Genomic DNA, 18,515 nt, shown 5'->3' on the forward strand with positions numbered 1-18,515 from the left:
TTAATGCATTAAAACCTGCAATTTGTCACATCCAACAGAAATTTCTTCCGTAATTCTGCCGTTAATTATAGGGGCCTTAACGTCTTCTCCCCAAATTGCTTTGCTGGTAAATATACGGGCTTCGTCCCATAAATTAGCAGCTATAAACTGAGTTAAGATATTAGCACCACCTTCTATAATTACCGATTGGATATCCATTAAATAAAGCTGATAAGCTATTTTTTGCGGCAAATAAAAGTGCATATCTTCCATTTGCACATAGTGGATGTTATTAACTACCTCTGTTTTTACTTCATTAAAAACAATGGTTTTGGCGGCATCATTAAAAATGTGATAATTTGATGGAATAGCTAAATTCTTATCAATAATCAATCGGATAGGGCTTTTGCCCATCACTTCTCTGGTATTCAGCTGAGGATTATCGGCCAATACGGTATTTTTACCTACTAAAATTGCATCTTCTTCACTACGCCATTGGTGGGTTAGCACTTTCGCTTCTACTCCAGAAATCCATTGTTGCGCTTGGTCTGTCGGAGCAAAAAAGCCATCAGCAGTTTGCGCCCACTTCAAGATAAAATAAGGTCTATGCGCTTTAATACGGGTAAAGAACCGTCTGTTTACCAACTTACATTTATCATCTAAAATACCCGAAACCACTTCTATACCCGCATTTTTCAGTTTTTCAATACCTTTTCCATTTACACTTTCGAAAGGATCGGCATTGCCAATAACCACCTTTTTAATTTGATGCTTGATAAGCAGATCGGCACAAGGAGGCGTTTTACCAAAGTGAGCACAAGGTTCTAGGCTAACATAAGCGGTAGCATTTTTAAGTAATTCTGCTGCTTTATCGCCATATTTTTCAAATACATCCTTAACCGCATTCACTTCTGCGTGTGCCTCGCCAATTTTTTGATGGTAACCTTCGCCAATAATACGATCTTCACATACAATTACACAGCCCACCATTGGGTTTGGACTTACATTTCCCGAACCTTTCACTGCTAATTCTAAACAGCGTTGCATGTAAAACTCGTGTTCCATCTTTGCAAAAATAGATTTTATTTTGGCATTTGAGAGTGTGAAATTTTAACCTCTTAGCACATTTTTGTACTTTTAAACTTTAGATTTTTCTAAGGTAACACACCATGACATTAATTGAGCTAGCAGCTTTATATCAAGATAAATTAAACGTATTGTACGATGAAGAGGAGATACAATCACTTTTTTTAATTGCGATAGAAGAAGTTCTAGGATATACCAAAACAGCCTACATTTTAAATAAGCAGGAAATGGTTCCTGATACCGCTTTATTGCGTTTAAATAATATCTTACTTGGGCTAACCAAAGGCACACCCATCCAGTATATCATTGGTCATACTGAATTTTATGGACTGAAATTTAAAGTAAATCCATCGGTTTTAATTCCAAGACCAGAAACCGAAGAACTAGTGGAGTGGATATTGGAAAGGATTCAGTCTTTAAATACTCAAAGTAGTGACGGACAAATCGTAAATCTAAAATCTAAAATCGTAAATCTAATTGATATTGGTACAGGAAGTGGTTGTATTGCCATTGCTCTAAAAAAGCACTTGCCAAAAGCTTATGTTTCTGCTGTAGATATTTCTTCTGCCGCCTTGGCTACTGCTAAAGAAAATGCGATACTAAATGATGTTGGTGTTACTTTCATAGAAGATGACATCCTTAATTATACTGAAACTTATCTTCCGAATTTCGATATCATTGTTAGCAACCCTCCTTACATTAAGGAAGATGAAAAACCCGAAATGCACGAAAATGTACTGGCTAACGAGCCTCACACCGCACTGTTTGTGAGTAATGAAAAACCGTTGATTTTTTATGAAGCCATTGCTGATTTTGCTTTGAAGCACCTAAAAAAAGACGGTCTATTGTTTTTCGAAATCAATGCTAATCTGGGCAAAGAAACCATCCAAATGTTAGGAAATAAAGGTTTTACCGATATTAGGTTGAGGCTTGATATGCAAGGTAAAGAACGCCTGGTAAGTGCTCAAAAACCAGCTCAACCTTAACGAATGGGAACACCTGAAACCCAACTTTAAAACTTTTAAGAATGTAAATTGTTGATAGATTGTTTTACATCAATTAAAGCAATGTTATGAATCAACTAAAATCAATAGCTGCCCTAACTGCGGTGGTGTTATTAGCAAGCTGTGGCGTTAGCAAAAAGAAATACGCCGAACTGCAAGGTAATTTTAACCAAGTACAACAACAATACAACGACCTTAATGGCAAACTGGTTAAAACAGAATCAGAATTATCTAATGCCAAAACCAGAATTACAAGCTTAGACGATGCCATTGCTAGAGAGCGAGCTAATGCCAAAGACTTGCAAGAAGCATTAAACAAATGTTTGAATGCGAGCAACCAAGGTAATGTAAATATTTCTAAGTTGGTGGATGAAATCAATACCTCGAACAAATACATTAAAGAGCTGATTGCTGCCAAAAACAAAAGTGACTCGCTTAATATGGTGCTAACCAACAACCTAACTCGCTCGTTAAGTAGAGAAGAAATGAGCGATGTAGATGTGCAAGTTTTAAAAGGCGTGGTATATATTTCACTATCGGATAACATGTTATACAAATCTGGCAGCTACGAAATATCTGATAAAGCGAGTGCTACCTTAGGTAAGATTGCAAAAATTATTACCGATTATAAAGATTACGAGGTGTTGGTAGAAGGTAACACCGATAATGTGCCGATTAAGATGGCCAACATTAGAAACAACTGGGATTTAAGTGCGTTAAGGGCTTCATCTGTGGTACAAAGCCTACAAAACAACTATGGTGTAGATCCTAAACGATTAACTGCCGGCGGCCGAGGCGAGTACAATCCAATTGCTGGAAACGATACGCCAGCCGGAAAAATGAAAAACAGGCGTACACAAATTATCATTACGCCTAAGCTAGATCAGTTTATGGATTTGATAGGCAAATCGGCAGAAAAGCCAACTAATTAATTTTGTTAGCAGCCAAAAAAAAGCCACTTGATTAAATTCGAGTGGCTTTTTTATGCTCTTGGATGAAACTGGGTAATCACTGTTTTAAGGTAATCTCTATCGAGGTGTGTATAAATTTCTGTGGTGGTTATACTAGCATGACCCAACATTTCTTGTATAGCCCTCAAATCGGCGCCGCCTTCTATTAAATGGGTAGCAAAAGAGTGCCTCAACGTATGCGGACTAATCGACTTTTTGATACCAGCCGCTACAGCTAAAGATTTAATTAAGTTAAAAATGGATATTCTAGAAAGTTTAGTACCAAAGCGGTTCAAGAAAATATAATCTTCGTTTCCTTTTTTAATTTTAGCATGCACCCTTACTTCTTCGATATAAATTTTAATGAACTTTAAGGCTGTAGCACCAATGGGCACTATGCGTTCTTTATTGCCCTTCCCTATTACTTTAATAAATTCAGATTCTTCAAATATATTTGAGATTTTCAAGTCGGTTAATTCGCTAACCCTTAAACCACAGCCATATAAAACCTCCATCATTGCTTTGTTGCGCATACCATCGGGTTTAGAGGCATCTATTGCAGCAATCAGTAAATCAATTTCCTGAGTACTCAAGGTATCTGGTAGTTTACGGGCAATCTTCGGCGTTTCCAGTAAACTAGATGGATCATCGGCAATGATTTCTTCTTGCAATAAGTAAGTAAAAAAAGATTTAATGCCCGATATTACCCTGGCCTGTGTACTTGCTTCTGCTCCTAACTCATTTAGCCAAATCAAAAATTCTCGTAAGTCTTTTAACTTTATGGCACTTAGTGTGATGTTTTTATGATTGGCACCGAAGCTTACTGAAACAGCTTTTCTACATCGTTTACATAGGCGTTGATACTGTTTTCGGCTAATGAACGCTCTAGCTTTAGATAAGCCGCAAATCCTTTTAGATACGATTGATTGTTCATTATTTGAGTTCTTTTTTATAACATTGCGTAAGGCAATTTAGCTACAAAAATACAATTGCTAACTGCTGTTTAACCACAGATGCACAGATTTTATTTATAAATTAGGCTGATTTTAGAATTAAAATTTGAAACGTGCAAAATAAAATACAGGTATAAATGAAGATACAGATTATTAACGGACCAAACTTAAACCTTTTAGGCTTACGCGAACCATCTATTTACGGTGCTGAACCTATTGAAGGCTATATCGAACAACTTAGAGCACAATATAGTATCATTGAAATTGACTACTATCAAAGCAATGTAGAAGGCGAATTAATTAATAAGCTGCATGAGGTTGGTTTTTCTTATGATGGCATTATCATTAATGCGGGTGGCTACACACATACTTCGGTAGCTATTGCAGATGCCATTGCCGCAATTAAAACACCTGTGGTAGAAGTGCACATTTCGAATATTTATGCCCGTGAAGAATATCGCCATGTTTCTTTAACCGGCAAAAACTGTAAGGGCGTACTTACTGGTTTTGGTTTAGATGGTTATCGTTTAGCATTAGAAAGTTTTTTAAAATAAATCATACAATGAAAAAAATAACGCTTTTATTAATGCTTTGGCTAGGTTTAACTACTGCTTATGCGCAAACTATTACCAAAACAACAAAATTAGATGCAAATTCTATTGTAAAAGACGAAACTGGGAGCATTTATCCTTATGCTATTTGGCAGAAACTACTACAAACTGGCGAATATTCTATCAAACGAAATAGTGCAGCAAACGAAACCACAACAGAGTTTCTACTCTATAGATTAACAGAAGAAGAGAAAGCTGCTGCAAAAAAGAAAAATGCCGAACTTTCGGCAAAGCTTCCCAAACCAAGAACAAGCGACGCCTTTAAAGAAGGCGATAAGTTCCGTTTCGATAAAATGAAAGATTTGGCGGGCGTTAAGTACGATTTCAAAAAAGATACTGGAAAAGTGGTGGTTTTTAATTTCTGGTTTATCAACTGCCCGCCCTGTAAGCAAGAAATTCCAGAGCTAAACGAGTTGGTTGAGAAATATAAAGAGAATAAAGAGGTAATTTTTATCGCTATTGCTTTAGATGATGCCTATGCACTAAAAGACTTCTTAAAGTATACTCCTTTTAACTATAATGTAATTCCAGACGGCAGATTCTATTCTGAGAAATATGGTGTTAAATCTTATCCTACTCATGTAATTGTTGGAAAAGATGGCTTGATAAAATTTAGCACGATTGGCTTGGCCAGAAATACCGTTTATTGGGTAGATAAAACGATTAAAGAACAGCTGTTATAACTCGCTAAACTTCTTCTTTTTGCCAATAAAATACTTCCAAACAATACTGCCATTTAAAGTACCGTCATGTTTTGATAAGGCAATTTGATGACTGCTTCGCTTTGCGGCAGTTTTAAAAAAAGCTTTAAAAAAATGATAATGTGCTTTATTGATAGAGAAAGCGAAACCAAATTGCCCTTTAAATGCAAATTGGAACCAAGCTGCCAAATCTAACCATAAACGAATAAAAACTTTGTAAATAGCCTCTCCAAACGGGAGGTTTTTTTGCATGATAATGAGGTTGTTTCTAAAGTTGAGGTAACTTTTAAACGGGCTGCTTGCATTTAAAGTACCACCACCAACGTGATAAACCTCTGCTTCGGGACAGCAAACCACTTTGTAACCCTTGTTTTTTAATCGCCAGCATAGGTCTATTTCTTCCATGTGGGCAAATAAATCTGCGTCTAAACCGCCTACTTCTTTCCAAACCTTACTTTTGATAAAAAATGCTGCACCACTGGCCCAAAAAACGGGAATATCGGTATTGTATTGATTGAGGTCTTCTTCCAGATGATCGAAAATTCTACCACGACAAAAAGTAAAACCAAAGCTATCTATCAAACCACCGGCAGCGCCAGCATACTCAAACATGGCTTTGTTTTGCTGCCATTTAATTTTAGGTTGAGCGGCAGCAATGCTATCATTGCTCTGCATCACATCAATTACAGGTTTAATCCAATTTTCTGGAACTTCTACATCAGAGTTGAGCAGCACAAAATAATCTGCATTTACTTTTGCCAAAGCCTGATTGTAGCCTTCAGCAAAGCCGTAGTTTCTATCGTTTATAATAACTTCAACATTGGGATAATGCTGGGCCAAAAAAGCAACCGAATTGTCTGTAGAAGCATTATCTGCCACCACAATTTGCAAATTACTGTATTTGGTTTTTACTACACTTGGTAAAAAGCGTTCCAAAAAACTTTGTCCGTTCCAGTTTAAAATTACTACAGCTACGCTAGGTTCCATTTATCAGTTATCAATTTTCAGTTGGCAGTTTCTCTGCTTAGTCGTTAATTTTCCAGCGTTTATGGCTCCAAAGCCAATCTCCAGGTTCTCTGTGTATGGTTTTGGTTAAGTGTTCAAAAAACAATTCTGTAATTTCAAAAGGCGCTGTTTCCTTTGGGTTTAAGCACATCGGTATACATTCAACCTCGTAATATCCGCGTTTTACTCTTCTTATATCAAAATAAAAAATTGGTCTGTTAGTTTGTTTGGCAATTTTTTCTAATCCTAAAAGTACAGCGGTACGTTGGTTTAAAAAGGTTAGCAAATGGTGTGCATCTCTCCCCCTCGGACTTTGATCGCTAGCAAAACAAAACAAAGTTGTATCATGCTTAGTAGCCACAACATCTCTCAACGTTTGTTTCATCGGCACAAAGATATTTCCAAATTTTGTTCTCAGCGTGTTGAACCAATTTTCAAAAACCTTGTTATTAATTGGTTTGTAGATCACATTCGATTTGGCCGAAAACTTCAATCCAGCAGCCATCATACCTAGTTCCCAATTGCCATAATGGCCTGTACAAGCTAAAGCACTTTCTCCTCGTTTAAAATATGCTTCTGCCACTTCAAAGTTTTTCATTTTTACTCTTTTCAAAACTTCTGCTTTGCTTATAGAACTCATTTTAACAATCTCAACCATGATATCGGTTAAATTGCTATAAAAACGTTTTTCTATTTTAATGATTTCGGCTGTGCTTTTTTCTGGAAAAGATAGTAGTAGATTTTTACGTACTACCGCTCTTCTATAACCAACAACATAGTAAAGCAAATAGTACAAAATATTAGCAATACCAAACAAAAACCACATTGGGAAAAATGAAACGAGGTGCAAAAAAAATATCCCTATGTGTAAAAAACCTTTTTTAATCATTAATTTGGCAACTGAATTGCAAACTTAAAATATCAGATGCAAAATCCAGCTATATTTCCACTATTTTATCTTCCGCCAGTTAGTTACTTTACGCTTTTAAAAGAGCATAATTTCGAATTCGATCTAGAAAAATTTGAGCATTTCCCAAAACAAACCTACAGAAATAGGGCAACTATTGCCTCGCCAAACGGAAGCTTAGATATGGTTGTGCCAATAGTAAAAGGCGCTAAACAGCATACACCATACAAGGATGTTAAAATTAGCTACCAAGATCGCTGGCAACGTTTACATTGGTTAAGTTTGCAAACCTGTTACCGTAGTTCGGCGTATTTTGAATTTTACGAAGACGGCTTAGCGCCATTTTACGAAAAGAAGTACGATTTTCTTTTTGATTACAATTGCGATATCCTAACATGGCTATTTAAACAGCTAAAAATAACTAGTCCGCTTAACACTACAGCAAGCTATGAAACTGATATCGCAATAGATTACAGAAATGTGATGACTAAAAAGGAAATCCCTACGATACAAACAAAGCCGTATTTTCAGGTGTTTAGCGACAGGAATGAATTTATTGCTAACTTGAGTATTGTAGATTTGATTTTTAATCAAGGTCCGCAAGCCAAAAATTATTTTTAGAGAGGTATAATCCAAATTTTGAGAACTCAAACTTTAACCTGAACGCTGTATTTAGAAACTGCTAACCAAAAACCGAAACATGGCGAAGCCGATAAGTTTTAAACAAAAAAAGAAAAAATATGCCTTGCCACCGCCAGGCACTACGCCAGGTTTTGTTTATATAGACAGTAATTCTTTAAAACCAAAAATTAACCTTTACAGCTACAATGCTGTGGAGTTTAAAGTTGAAAAACTGACCAGCCTAAGCAATATTACCGAGCAAACCAAAAATAGAGATACTTTTTACTGGGTTGATATCAAAGGTTTAAACTCGGCAGAACTCTTTAATGTTTTTAGCGAGGAACTGAAGATACATAAGCTAGTTTTGGAAGATATAACTAGGACTTACCATAGGCCTAAGTTTGAAGACTACGAAGATTATAATTTTGCGGTAAGCAGGATGTTAAGCATTAAGGAAGATGCGAGTTTAGAAAACGAACAGGTTTCTTTTATACAAACCAAAAATGTGCTCTATACTTTTCAAGAAAGTTACGAAGACTGTTTAGATGCCGTTCGCAACCGTTTAAAAGAGGGCAAAGGCAATATCAGGATTGGCGGTACAGGCTACCTAATGTATGCACTAATGGATATGATTGTAGATTCGTACTTTGCTATTTTGAGCAATTGGAACGAAGATATGGATGAGATTGAAGATCGTTTACTCTCTCGTCCCGATAAGTCTGTAATGTACGAAACCCAGTTAGTAAAAAGAAACCTTATTGCCATGAGAAGAGTGGTTTGGCCAGAGCGAGATAAAATGAACGACATTTTACGTACAGACAGCAATTTAATATCGGAACAAACCAAAATGTTCATTAAAGATGCCTATGACCATACCATACAGTTGATGGATATGGTAGAAAGCATGAAAGAAATTGCTTCAAGCAACATTGATATGTACCTCTCCATCATCAGTAACCGCATGAATGAGATCATGAAAGTGCTGACCATCATCTCCTCTATATTTATTCCGCTAACTTTTATTGCAGGTATTTACGGAATGAATTTTGCCAAGCAAGATCCCATAACTGGAAAATTTATGCCCAGCAATATGCCCGAGCTTTACCAACCGCATGGTTACGAATATACAATGTTGGTAATGGTATTGATAGCCCTAGTGCAGATTATTTTCTTTTGGCGCAAAGGTTGGTTCAAATAAAAATTAAAAACAAACTCATAATTTTTAATTTTTTTAATAATAGTTTTGTTTATCTATTTTTTTTGTAGTTTCACTTTATCAAACTAAACCATAAATGAACGAACAAACTAAAAAGAAAAACATTTTTCTAATTATTCTAGTGGCCTCGCTTGGCTATTTTGTAGATATCTACGATTTAATTTTATTTTCTGTAGTACGTGTAAAAAGCCTCAAAGATTTAGGTGTACCCGATGAAGATATGCTCAGTGTTGGGGCAACCATTATTAACAGCCAAATGTTTGGGATGCTAATAGGCGGCATACTTTGGGGCATACTTGGCGATAAAAAAGGGAGGTTAAGTGTTTTATTCGGTTCAATTATCACTTATTCGTTAGCCAACATTGCCAACGGTTTTGCAACCACGGTAGATCAATATACCATTATACGCTTTATTGCTGGCGTAGGTTTAGCTGGCGAGCTTGGTGCAGGTATTACCCTAGTAGCCGAAACCATGAGCAAAAAAAACAGAGGCTACGGCACCATGATTGTAGCTTGTGTGGGTTTATTAGGTGCAGTAATGGCCGCATTAATTAGTGCTCGTTATACTTGGCAAACCAGTTACTTTATTGGTGGTGGCATGGGCTTGCTGCTACTGTCGTTGCGTATTGGTTTGGTAGAATCGGGTATGTTTAAAGAAACTACCGAGAACGAAAATGTACAGCGAGGCAACTTTTTCATGTTGTTTAACAATTGGTCTAGGTTTAAAAAATATTTGTGCTGTATTTTAATTGGCTTACCGCTTTGGTACGTGGTTGGTGTATTAATTACCTTCTCTCCAGAGTTTGGTAAAGCCCTAAATGCTACCGGCGTTTTAGATGCAGGCAAGGGTATTATGTACTGCTATATTGGTATTTCTATTGGCGATGTAGTAGCCGGTTTACTTTCTCAACTGCTCAAATCTAGAAGACAAGTAATGCTCATTTTCTTGATATTAACAGCTGCTGCTGTAGGAATTTATCTTTACTCTTTTGGCTTAACACCAGAGGGTTTTATTTTATTGAGTTTATTATTAGGCTTTGCATCGGGTTATTGGGCTACTTTTGTGACCATTGCCGCCGAGCAATTTGGTACCAACTTAAGAGCTACGGTTACTACTACCGTTCCAAATTTTGTGCGTGGCTCTTTAATTGCCATTACCACAGGTTTTCAGTTTTTTAAAGATAAATTGGGGATTTTAGAAGGCGCTATGGTGGTTGGGGCAACTTGTATTGTAATTTCTTTAATTGCCCTAAGTCAGTTAAAAGAAACTTTTAGTAAAGATTTAGATTATGTAGAACATTAGCAAATCGCATTTAACCGTGCCTATTGGCATTATCACTATTAGTTTTCAGAAGAATTAAAAGATGCACATATCAATATCTTCAACAAGGGTTTGAAATTGAAAAAGCTACAACAAAATATTTGTATTGCTTTTTGCTTCAATCTAATCTTCTGAAAACCTGTGATGTTTTTACCAATAATTTTGCTTGGCCGAAATTAACATACCAATAAGCACAACTTTATCTACTTGCATTATTTCTTTTAGTGCTTCTAAAGCCCTGGCACTAAGTTTATAAGCGCCTTTTACCGTTACATCCATCATTTCTGCTATTTGTGGATAATCTAACTCTTCGAAATAACGCAGGTAAATTATTTCCTTTTGCCTAGGTGTTAACCTATCCATGGCTTCGGTAAGCTGGTGTGTTTGTTCGTTAATTTCTTCCTTACGGATGTACTCAGTCTCTACACTAAAATCGAGTTTAAAAACCTCTAATTCTGTTTGATTATGGTCGTAACGGCTTTCTCTGGTCTTGTAATTGATAATCTCATTACGCAATGCCGACATTAAATAATACTTGATATTATTGGTTTGGCTCAGTTTCTTGTGGTTGGTCCATATTTTAACGAAGAGGTTGTGTAGGCAATCTTTAGTAGCTTCTTCATCTAGTAAAATACGAATCCCGTATTGAAACAAGCTCTTATGGTAGTCCATATAGATTTGCTTCAACGCAGATTGGTTTCCTTTTAACAAATCTGCCCAAGTTTGATTAGCTTCGGGTACTTTACTCAACGTATTTTTTGCGTTACAAACAAATGTAGAAAAATAAATAGCGCTTTTAGAAACAGATTAGAAATTAATAGAATGGGTACTTTCTCTAAATTATATTTTACCGCTTTAAATTCAAGTATCATCAATAAATATACTGTTTAGTTAACCTAAAGCACTTTTAGTTAACTCGTTATTTACGGTACGCCAAATATTTAAAGAATTTTCGTTTTTAAGCGCTTCGGGTAAAAACGCATTGTCCCAATTTTGAAAACTTACAGGCCTGGCAAAACGTTTAATTCCATCAGCGCCTACTGCGGTAAATCTCGCATCTGTTGTAGCCGGAAAAGGACCACCATGGTGCATAGCCAAAGCTACGGCGACACCAGTAGGCACATTATTTAGTACAAAACGACCACATTTTTCTTGTAGTGTGTTTGCGAGCTCCACATTGGTTGCTAAATCTGTATGAGTAGCCATTAAAGTAACCGTTAACTGCCCCTGCAATTGCTTGGCCACTCCGAGCATTTCTTCAGCATCGCTACAAACCACCAGCAAAGAATATGGACCAAATACCTCTTCATGCAGCTGCGGGTTAGCTAAAAAATATTTAGCTGAAACCTTTGCCAAAGTAATCACACCATCTTCTTCGCCCATTTTATAATCGCTTTGATAAATTACTTCTACCCTACGTTGGCTAATGGCATTTTGCATATTGTTAACGTAGTTTCTGGCAATGCCTTTGTGAAGCATTTTTTGGGGCACTACTTCCTTTATCTTATCTGTTAATTGTTTTACGTATAAGTCTAACGCTTCACTATTGATGCCGATCATCAATCCTGGATTGGTACAAAACTGCCCCATATCTTGTGTAATAGAACTACACAACTGTTCGGCTAACCACAAATGGTCTTTTTGGAGCTTATCAGGCAATAAAAATACGGGATTGGTACTGCCCATTTCGGCAAAAACTGGGATAGGTTGTTTACGTAGAGCCGCTAAATCGAACAAAGCCCTACCGCCCGTGTACGAACCAGTAAAACCAACTGCTTTTACCGCTTCATGTTTTATCAAATAGGCTGATTTTTCTGTATCCGCAGCATAAATGTGTGCAAAAATACCATCGGGCAGCTGGCATTTTTTTGCCGCAGCCAAAATTGCCTTAGCTACTAAGGTAGATGTTTGGGCATGAGCCGGATGTGCCTTTACAATTACCGGACAGCCTGCTGCAAATGCACAGGCCGTATCTCCACCAGCCGTAGAATAAGCAAATGGAAAATTACTGGCTCCAAAAACCACCACAGGCCCCAATGGCACCAACATTTTGCGTAAATCTGGCTTTGGAGGTGTTGCCTCCGCATTGCCTACATCAATACGAGCTTCTAGCCAATCTCCACGTTCGGCGGCTTCGGCATAGCTATTCAATTGAAAAATAGTCCGCTTTCGCTCTGCATATAACCTGTTTTCTGATAAATGCGTTTCCTTAACTGCAGTTTTAATCAATTCTTCTCCCAGAGCTTCAATTTCTAAAGCAATGGCACGCATAAAATTAGCCCGCTCTTTTAAAGATGAGTTTTTATATTGATAAAAAGCCTGCTGAGATTTAGCTAAAACTTGGTCAATTTCTGGGATGGTGTGATCTGGATACATCATAAATTATAAACAGCTAAAGTTAGGGATTGTTGAGATATTTGGTTCATTGGTTCATTGGTTCATTAGGGATTTGTTTAATTGGATGTTGGTTATTTGTTTATTGGTTATTTGTTATTTGTTCAATTGGTTATTTGATTATTTGGTTATTGCTTAACTGCCAAATTATCCATTACTTTGAAATACTAACATATTTAAAAAAAATGACACACCTAGAAAAGTTGACCGCCATACGTAATTTAATGAAACAAGATGGCGTTGCAGCATATATCATCCCATCGGCAGACCCACATATTAGCGAGTATTTACCAAGTTTTTATAAAAGCATACGTTTTGTAAGCGGTTTTACAGGCTCGGTGAGCACGGTAGTCATTACCCAAGATTTTGCTGGCCTATGGGCAGATTCGAGGTATTTTGTACAGGCCGAGGAGCAATTACAAAACAGCGGCTTTGAATTAGTTAAATTAAAAGCACAAGGTGTAGCAGAATATATAGACTGGTTAGATGAAACGTTACCTGAAGGAAGTAAAATTGCGTTTGATGAAAAGACAGTTTCTGTACTACTTGGCTTACAATTAGAGCAACAATTAGCATTTAAGAACATCCGTTTTGAAAACAAAGACTATGTTGGTCAAATTTGGAACGACCGACCGCAATTACCTGCGAAACCAGCTTTTTTATTAGCTGATGAAGTGGTAGGACAATCGGTACAGAGTAAGCTAGCCGCAATTAGAGCTTCGTTAAAGAAACAGCGTGTAGCTTATCATTTGGTATCTTCATTAGATGACATGGCTTGGATTTTTAACCTAAGAGGACAAGATGTAGGCTACAACCCAGTGGTATTAAGTTTTGCCCTAATTTCGGAAAATAAAGCTACTATCTACATCGATAAAGATAAATTAACTGCTAATGATTTGGCAAAGCTGGCCAAACAAGACATTTCAATTGCTGCTTACGATGATTTGGCTGCTGTTTTACAACAACTTCCGGTAAATAGCAACATCCTAATAGACCCTAAACGCAACTGCTATTTTATGTATAAGCAAGTGGCTAAGGGTGTACAAAAGGTTTTAGAAACCAATCCATCTACTTATTTAAAAGCCATAAAAAACGAAGTTGAAATTGCCAATACCCGCAAAGCGATGGCTAAAGACGGTGCTGCAATGACCAAGTTCTTTAAGTGGATAAAAGAAAATGTTGGCAAAGTTGAAATTACGGAGCTATCTGCTGCCGAAGTTTTGAAAAACTTTAGAGCAGAGCAAGAAGGCTTTGTAGGCGAGAGTTTCAATACCATTGCGGGTTACAAGGCTCACGGTGCCTTGCCTCATTACGCAGCTACGCCAGAAAGCGATGTTGAAGTAAAAGCAGATGGTCTGTTTTTGGTAGATTCTGGTGGCCAATACTTATACGGCACCACAGATATTACCCGTGTAATCCCTATGGGAAACAATACCGATGAAGAAAGTACCGATTACACTTTGGTGCTAAAAGCGATGATTGAAGGCTGTAAAACCCGTTTCCCGAAAGGAACTTGCGGCTATCAAATTGATGCCATTACCCGCCGACCAATGTGGGATTATGCTTTGAATTATGGTCACGGTACTGGCCACGGTGTGGGCTATTATTTGAATGTACACGAAGGTCCGCATGTGTTTAACGCTTCGGCAACGCCAATTGCTATCGAATTAGGTACTATTACCTCTATAGAACCTGGCATTTACCGTATAGGAAAGCATGGCATACGTATAGAGAACTTGGTTTTAACCGTTAAAGATGAGAGCGTTAAAACTAACGAATTTAATGAGTTCTATGCTTTTGAAAGTTTAACCCTTGCTCCTATTGATACTACCTTGGTAAAGAAAGAACTGTTGGAAACTTCTCATATCAATTGGTTAAACCAATACCATAAAAAGGTTTATGAAAAGGTTAGCCCATTATTAAATGAGGATGAACAAAACTTTTTGAAAGAAATGACCAGGGCGATTTAAATTCAGCTCCATGCGTCATTCCGGATTTATTCCGGAATCTTAATGTGCCATAGCTTTACGATTCCCGCCTACGCGGGAATGACGATAATAAATAAAAAATGCCGAACATAATTGATCGGCATTCTCCCACAAAAAAGCCCCAATTTAAATTGGGGCTTTGTAGTTTATGATAGTTCAAACTTATATCCTACGCCTTTAACTGTAGACACATAATTCTCGCCCAATTTCTCTCTTAATTTTCTAATGTGTACATCTATCGTTCTGTTGGTAACTACTACCGAGTCTTCCCAAATATTTTTTAAGATGGCTTCTCGTGTGTAAACTTTACCGGGTTTAGCGGCCAACAGATAAAGCAATTCAAATTCCTTTTTAGCTAAAACCACTTTCTCTCCCGCTTGATAAACCAAGTAAGACTCTCGGTCGATCACTAAATCGCCAATTTCTAATTTATTGTCAGAAACGTCTTCGCTACTTGCATTGCGGCGTAAAATAGCATTGATACGACTTACTAAAGCTCTAGGCTTGATTGGTTTAGCAATATAATCATCGGCACCTACATTAAAACCAGCAATTTCAGAATACTCTTCGCTTCTGGCAGTTAAAAACACCATAAAAGTATTTTTAAACTCTGGAATGGCTCTCATTAAGCGACAAGCTTCAATCCCATCCATCTTAGGCATCATGATATCCAAGATAATCAAATCTGGTTGAACTTTCTTAGCCACATTAATCCCATCCTGTCCGTTACTTGCCAAATAAACTTGATAACCCTCTTTTTTTAAATTGTATTCAATCAATTCAAGGATATCGGGTTCGTCATCAACAATTAAAATCTTTTGCTTAGCTGTACTCATTATAGTTTTAATTTGTTACGAAAGTAAGTATACAGTTGCAACATTTAGTTAAAACTAAGTTAACAAATTGTTAAGACTATACGCTTTGTTAACATAGATTTAGAGTTTAGCTAAGGTTTTGTTTAAAAAAACCTCCAACTCTTCTCCCCTTAGGTCTCTGGCAATGATTTTACCTTGTGGGTCAATCAAAAATGAACTAGGTATGGCTTCTACTTGATATAATTTTACAGTAGCCCCTTCAAAATCATTAAGTTCGCCAACTTGGTCCCACATCAAATTGTCCTGTTTAATGGCCTGCGCCCAAGCATTTTTATCTTTATCTAACGAAATGCCCAACACTGTAAAATTTCTGTTCTTAAACGTTTGATAAGCCTTTACCACATTTGGATTTTCTTGTCGGCAAGGCCCACACCACGACGCCCAAAATCTAACAGTACATATTTACCTCTATAGTCAGTTAATTTTACTTCTTTGCCATCTATACTAGGAATAGTGAAATTTGGAGCAATTTGCCCTACCTGTACTGCTTTTAATCTCGATACCTTTTCTACAAAGTTCTTTACTGCCGAATGTTGTCTCAAAGAAGCATCAACTTTCTCAGCATAATCTACCATAGCTTTTTCGTTACCTTGCGGATTAACCAAGCTAATGGCATAAAAACTTACCAAAGATTTGTTGTTATCCATCGCAAATTTAATGATGGCTTGGTTCAGCTCGTTTAAAGCATTGTTGTAAACTGGCGATAACTGCTGCAACAATTCGTCCCTTTTATCTGGTTGGGCAGCTACCTTTTCTTCAAATTGCTTGCTTACTTCAAAAATCTTCTGCTGAAATTTGATTTTCATATCGTTAAACTCAGCCAATTTTGATGCATCTTCTGCCCCGTCAATTGTATAATGTTGATTTTTGTCGTTCACATCCGCCGTAATTTCTACTTCATCGCCATTTTTGGCAATTACAATATACTCGTTAGTTCCATAATTTACCCTAAAGAAATCTGCTTCTGGCTTGGTATTGGTAAACTTAAACTCGCCATTTGCAGATAGGTTGGTAGAGTCTAGCAGTACCATGTTATTGCTTGCCATACCATACAGAAACACCTTATTTTTAACCTCGGCATTGGTCAATTTTCCACTTATGGTAAATCTTGATTTATCCTTACAAGCCGTTAATATGCTTATGGTTGCTAATAGTATTATCGCTAGTTTTTTCATTTTTATTAGTACTGAGTAGTGAGTATTGCGTATTGAGACTTAAAAGCACACCTTAAATCTTCTACCTACGCTTCCAACCTTTTTAAAATCAATTCGTTTAATTTTTTTGCATCTGCTTTGCCTTTGGCAAGTTTCATCACCTCGCCAACAAACAAACCTAAAACGCCTTTCTTACCTTTTTTGTATGCCTCTACTTGTGGTGCGTACTTTGCTAATACTTTTTCAATTAATCCTGCAATGGCATCTACATCTTCTACAATAATCAAATTAAGTTGCTTAGCTAAATCTTCGGCATTGGCATTGGTGTTATTTTCTAATGCTGGCAACAAAGTCTGTATGGCATTTTGCTGCGAAATTTTCTTTTCATCAACCAAATTAATGGTTTGCGCCAGTTGCAATGGATTAACCAAATAAGCCGAAATTTCTATCTGCTTTTCATTTAACATAGCTCTAATGTTACCCAATAACCAATTTATCAGGTTTTTAGGGTGGCCAACGTGCGGTAAAGCTTGTGCATAATATTGGTACAGTTCTTTGTCATCGGCCAACACAGCCGCTTCCGCATAACTAATGCCCAAGTCTTTAATTAAATTAGCTACAATTTCTTTTGGCAGCATAGGCATGGCCGATTTAACATTTGCCAACCACTCATCAGAAATTACTACGGGTGGCAAATCTGGATCTGGAAAATAACGGTAATCATTAGCTTCTTCTTTGCTACGCATTGGCGAAGTAGTGCCTTTATCAGCATCGAAATTTAGTGTACTTTGGATAATTTGTCCGCCGTTAGTTACCACTTCTACCTGTCTACCAAATTCAAAATCCATCGCCCTGCGTACGTTACGAATAGAATTTACATTTTTTACCTCGCAACGGGTACCAAAAGCGTTAGTTCCCTTTTCGCGGATAGAGATATTGGCATCACAACGTAAAGAACCCTCTTCCATATTGCCATCGCTTACGTTCAGAAAACGCACTAATTGCCTAATTTCGGTCAACAAAGCCGCCGCTTCTTCCGAGCTTCTAATGTCTGGTTCGGTTACAATCTCAATTAAAGGTACACCAGCTCTATTCAAATCTACAAAAGAGAAATTTTCATCTTGGTCGTGCAAGCTTTTACCTGCATCTTCTTCTAGGTGAATACGATTGATGCCTATTCTTTTCTCAGAACCATCGGCTAAACGCACATTAATGTAGCCATTCTTGCAAATTGGGCTGTTATCCTGCGTAATCTGATATCCCTTTGGCAAATCTGCATAGAAATAATTTTTTCGATCAAAAAAGTTATACTGATTAATTTCGCAGTTGAGTGCCAAACCAATTCGCATGGCTTTTTCTATCACTTCTTTATTTAATTTGGGAAGTGCGCCAGGCAAACCTAAGGAAACTGTAGAAATATGTTCGTTAGGCCCAGCACCAAACGAAGCACTATCTGAACAAAATATTTTAGATTGTGTATTTAACTGAACATGTATTTCCAATCCCGAAACAAGTTCGAAATGATCTGCATCTTTTGTAATTATAGTTGTACTCATTAATAGAATTTACTATCCCGAACGCTCTTTTAACTGGCCAAATATAGGGATTATCTGTTTATGAATATCGTTTATTGGCCACAGATGCACAGATATAAAAATAAATTAACAAATAATTGAATATCTGTGTATCTGTGGCGAATGTTTTGTATCAAAGCTATTGCAAAAATTAATCTTTGATTTGGTTGGCACGG

At 37.0% G+C, this 18,515-nt stretch carries 19 protein-coding genes; 8 read left to right on the forward strand and 11 right to left on the reverse strand.

Annotation, left to right across the window (positions count from 1 at the left end; all coding sequences use genetic code 11):
* Complete coding sequence (gene ribD, locus OVA16_RS16905; protein ID WP_267761858.1) at positions 1–1,044, reverse strand: bifunctional diaminohydroxyphosphoribosylaminopyrimidine deaminase/5-amino-6-(5-phosphoribosylamino)uracil reductase RibD; 1,044 nt, start codon at positions 1,042–1,044, stop codon at positions 1–3.
* Positions 1,045–1,148: 104 nt separating this feature from the next.
* On the opposite strand from ribD, the gene prmC reads away from it, so the two are divergent.
* Both prmC and OVA16_RS16915 read left to right on the forward strand, forming a co-directional pair.
* On the forward strand, positions 1,149–2,051 hold the full coding sequence (gene prmC / locus OVA16_RS16910; RefSeq protein ID WP_267761861.1) for a peptide chain release factor N(5)-glutamine methyltransferase: 903 nt from the start codon (positions 1,149–1,151) through the stop codon (positions 2,049–2,051).
* A gap of 86 nt (positions 2,052–2,137) precedes the next feature.
* On the forward strand, positions 2,138–3,001 hold the full coding sequence (locus tag OVA16_RS16915) for an OmpA family protein (RefSeq protein ID WP_267761863.1): 864 nt from the start codon (positions 2,138–2,140) through the stop codon (positions 2,999–3,001).
* Between the two features lie 50 nt (positions 3,002–3,051).
* On the opposite strand, the gene OVA16_RS16920 is transcribed toward OVA16_RS16915, so the two are convergent.
* Positions 3,052–3,774 (reverse strand): site-specific tyrosine recombinase, encoded by a 723-nt coding sequence (locus OVA16_RS16920; RefSeq protein WP_324288436.1) that lies wholly within the window; start codon positions 3,772–3,774, stop codon positions 3,052–3,054.
* 65 nt (positions 3,775–3,839) lie between these two features.
* Positions 3,840–3,953, reverse strand: coding sequence for a site-specific integrase (locus OVA16_RS20165; RefSeq protein ID WP_324288437.1), 114 nt, complete (start codon positions 3,951–3,953; stop codon positions 3,840–3,842).
* A gap of 156 nt (positions 3,954–4,109) precedes the next feature.
* Here OVA16_RS20165 and aroQ point away from each other — a divergent pair, with 156 nt between their 5' ends.
* Both aroQ and OVA16_RS16930 read left to right on the forward strand, forming a co-directional pair.
* Positions 4,110–4,526 carry a type II 3-dehydroquinate dehydratase gene (gene aroQ / locus OVA16_RS16925; RefSeq protein WP_267761866.1) on the forward strand — a complete coding sequence of 139 codons (417 nt, stop codon included), beginning with the start codon at positions 4,110–4,112 and terminating at the stop codon, positions 4,524–4,526.
* Positions 4,527–4,534: 8 nt separating this feature from the next.
* A complete protein-coding gene (locus tag OVA16_RS16930; protein WP_267761869.1) occupies positions 4,535–5,266 on the forward strand; it encodes a TlpA family protein disulfide reductase in 732 nt (243 codons plus the stop codon).
* Here the strand turns inward: OVA16_RS16930 and OVA16_RS16935 are convergent.
* Both OVA16_RS16935 and OVA16_RS16940 read right to left on the reverse strand, forming a co-directional pair.
* Positions 5,261–6,271, reverse strand: coding sequence for a glycosyltransferase family 2 protein (locus OVA16_RS16935; protein ID WP_267761871.1), 1,011 nt, complete (start codon positions 6,269–6,271; stop codon positions 5,261–5,263). The genes OVA16_RS16930 and OVA16_RS16935 overlap by 6 nt on opposite strands.
* Positions 6,272–6,308: 37 nt before the next feature.
* The gene (locus OVA16_RS16940) at positions 6,309–7,178 is read right to left on the reverse strand and encodes a lysophospholipid acyltransferase family protein (protein ID WP_267761874.1); all 870 of its coding nucleotides are present in this window, start codon (positions 7,176–7,178) and stop codon (positions 6,309–6,311) included.
* Between the two features lie 36 nt (positions 7,179–7,214).
* On the opposite strand from OVA16_RS16940, the gene OVA16_RS16945 reads away from it, so the two are divergent.
* From OVA16_RS16945 to OVA16_RS16955, 3 genes are all read left to right on the forward strand, one after another.
* On the forward strand, positions 7,215–7,817 hold the full coding sequence (locus OVA16_RS16945; RefSeq protein WP_267761877.1) for a WbqC family protein: 603 nt from the start codon (positions 7,215–7,217) through the stop codon (positions 7,815–7,817).
* 79 nt (positions 7,818–7,896) lie between these two features.
* Positions 7,897–9,015: a magnesium/cobalt transporter CorA gene (gene corA / locus OVA16_RS16950; protein WP_267761880.1), complete on the forward strand. Its 1,119-nt coding sequence runs from the start codon at positions 7,897–7,899 to the stop codon at positions 9,013–9,015.
* A 94-nt stretch (positions 9,016–9,109) separates the two neighbouring features.
* The gene (locus tag OVA16_RS16955) at positions 9,110–10,336 is read left to right on the forward strand and encodes an MFS transporter (RefSeq protein ID WP_267761882.1); all 1,227 of its coding nucleotides are present in this window, start codon (positions 9,110–9,112) and stop codon (positions 10,334–10,336) included.
* Positions 10,337–10,504: 168 nt separating this feature from the next.
* On the opposite strand, the gene OVA16_RS16960 is transcribed toward OVA16_RS16955, so the two are convergent.
* Entirely contained in the window at positions 10,505–11,104 is a 600-nt protein-coding gene (locus OVA16_RS16960; RefSeq protein ID WP_267761884.1) for an RNA polymerase sigma factor, read from the reverse strand.
* A 141-nt stretch (positions 11,105–11,245) separates the two neighbouring features.
* Complete coding sequence (locus OVA16_RS16965; protein ID WP_267761886.1) at positions 11,246–12,733, reverse strand: aldehyde dehydrogenase (NADP(+)); 1,488 nt, start codon at positions 12,731–12,733, stop codon at positions 11,246–11,248.
* A gap of 200 nt (positions 12,734–12,933) precedes the next feature.
* Between OVA16_RS16965 and OVA16_RS16970 the strand changes: the two genes are divergently transcribed.
* On the forward strand, positions 12,934–14,718 hold the full coding sequence (locus OVA16_RS16970) for an aminopeptidase P family protein (protein ID WP_267761888.1): 1,785 nt from the start codon (positions 12,934–12,936) through the stop codon (positions 14,716–14,718).
* A 164-nt stretch (positions 14,719–14,882) separates the two neighbouring features.
* On the opposite strand, the gene OVA16_RS16975 is transcribed toward OVA16_RS16970, so the two are convergent.
* The 4 genes from OVA16_RS16975 to gatB form a co-directional block, all read right to left on the reverse strand.
* Positions 14,883–15,572, reverse strand: a complete 690-nt coding sequence (locus tag OVA16_RS16975; RefSeq protein ID WP_267761891.1) for a response regulator transcription factor — start codon at positions 15,570–15,572, stop codon at positions 14,883–14,885.
* 99 nt (positions 15,573–15,671) lie between these two features.
* On the reverse strand, positions 15,672–15,953 hold the full coding sequence (locus OVA16_RS16980) for a peroxiredoxin family protein (RefSeq protein ID WP_267761894.1): 282 nt from the start codon (positions 15,951–15,953) through the stop codon (positions 15,672–15,674).
* Positions 15,947–16,786: a DUF4369 domain-containing protein gene (locus OVA16_RS16985; RefSeq protein WP_267761896.1), complete on the reverse strand. Its 840-nt coding sequence runs from the start codon at positions 16,784–16,786 to the stop codon at positions 15,947–15,949. Before OVA16_RS16985 ends, OVA16_RS16980 begins: the two co-directional genes overlap by 7 nt.
* Before the next feature lie 65 nt (positions 16,787–16,851).
* Positions 16,852–18,321: an Asp-tRNA(Asn)/Glu-tRNA(Gln) amidotransferase subunit GatB gene (gene gatB / locus OVA16_RS16990; protein WP_267761898.1), complete on the reverse strand. Its 1,470-nt coding sequence runs from the start codon at positions 18,319–18,321 to the stop codon at positions 16,852–16,854.
* Positions 18,322–18,515: the final 194 nt, after the last annotated feature.

The organism is Pedobacter sp. SL55 (assembly GCF_026625705.1).
GTDB lineage: Bacteria > Bacteroidota > Bacteroidia > Sphingobacteriales > Sphingobacteriaceae > Pedobacter.

What these genes read in the sequence shown, in the direction of transcription:
- aroQ (WP_267761866.1), top strand. Translation starts at nt 4,110, where the DNA reads ATGAAGATACAGATTATTAACGGACCAAACTTAAACCTTTTAGGCTTA.
- OVA16_RS16935 (WP_267761871.1), bottom strand. Translation starts at nt 6,271, where the DNA reads ATGGAACCTAGCGTAGCTGTAGTAATTTTAAACTGGAACGGACAAAGT.
- OVA16_RS16915 (WP_267761863.1), top strand. Translation starts at nt 2,138, where the DNA reads ATGAATCAACTAAAATCAATAGCTGCCCTAACTGCGGTGGTGTTATTA.
- OVA16_RS20165 (WP_324288437.1), bottom strand. Translation starts at nt 3,953, where the DNA reads ATGAACAATCAATCGTATCTAAAAGGATTTGCGGCTTATCTAAAGCTA.
- OVA16_RS16940 (WP_267761874.1), bottom strand. Translation starts at nt 7,178, where the DNA reads ATGATTAAAAAAGGTTTTTTACACATAGGGATATTTTTTTTGCACCTC.
- OVA16_RS16970 (WP_267761888.1), top strand. Translation starts at nt 12,934, where the DNA reads ATGACACACCTAGAAAAGTTGACCGCCATACGTAATTTAATGAAACAA.
- OVA16_RS16985 (WP_267761896.1), bottom strand. Translation starts at nt 16,786, where the DNA reads ATGAAAAAACTAGCGATAATACTATTAGCAACCATAAGCATATTAACG.
- OVA16_RS16965 (WP_267761886.1), bottom strand. Translation starts at nt 12,733, where the DNA reads ATGATGTATCCAGATCACACCATCCCAGAAATTGACCAAGTTTTAGCT.
- gatB (WP_267761898.1), bottom strand. Translation starts at nt 18,321, where the DNA reads ATGAGTACAACTATAATTACAAAAGATGCAGATCATTTCGAACTTGTT.
- prmC (WP_267761861.1), top strand. Translation starts at nt 1,149, where the DNA reads ATGACATTAATTGAGCTAGCAGCTTTATATCAAGATAAATTAAACGTA.
- ribD (WP_267761858.1), bottom strand. Translation starts at nt 1,044, where the DNA reads ATGGAACACGAGTTTTACATGCAACGCTGTTTAGAATTAGCAGTGAAA.
- OVA16_RS16930 (WP_267761869.1), top strand. Translation starts at nt 4,535, where the DNA reads ATGAAAAAAATAACGCTTTTATTAATGCTTTGGCTAGGTTTAACTACT.
- OVA16_RS16955 (WP_267761882.1), top strand. Translation starts at nt 9,110, where the DNA reads ATGAACGAACAAACTAAAAAGAAAAACATTTTTCTAATTATTCTAGTG.
- OVA16_RS16975 (WP_267761891.1), bottom strand. Translation starts at nt 15,572, where the DNA reads ATGAGTACAGCTAAGCAAAAGATTTTAATTGTTGATGACGAACCCGAT.
- OVA16_RS16945 (WP_267761877.1), top strand. Translation starts at nt 7,215, where the DNA reads ATGCAAAATCCAGCTATATTTCCACTATTTTATCTTCCGCCAGTTAGT.
- corA (WP_267761880.1), top strand. Translation starts at nt 7,897, where the DNA reads ATGGCGAAGCCGATAAGTTTTAAACAAAAAAAGAAAAAATATGCCTTG.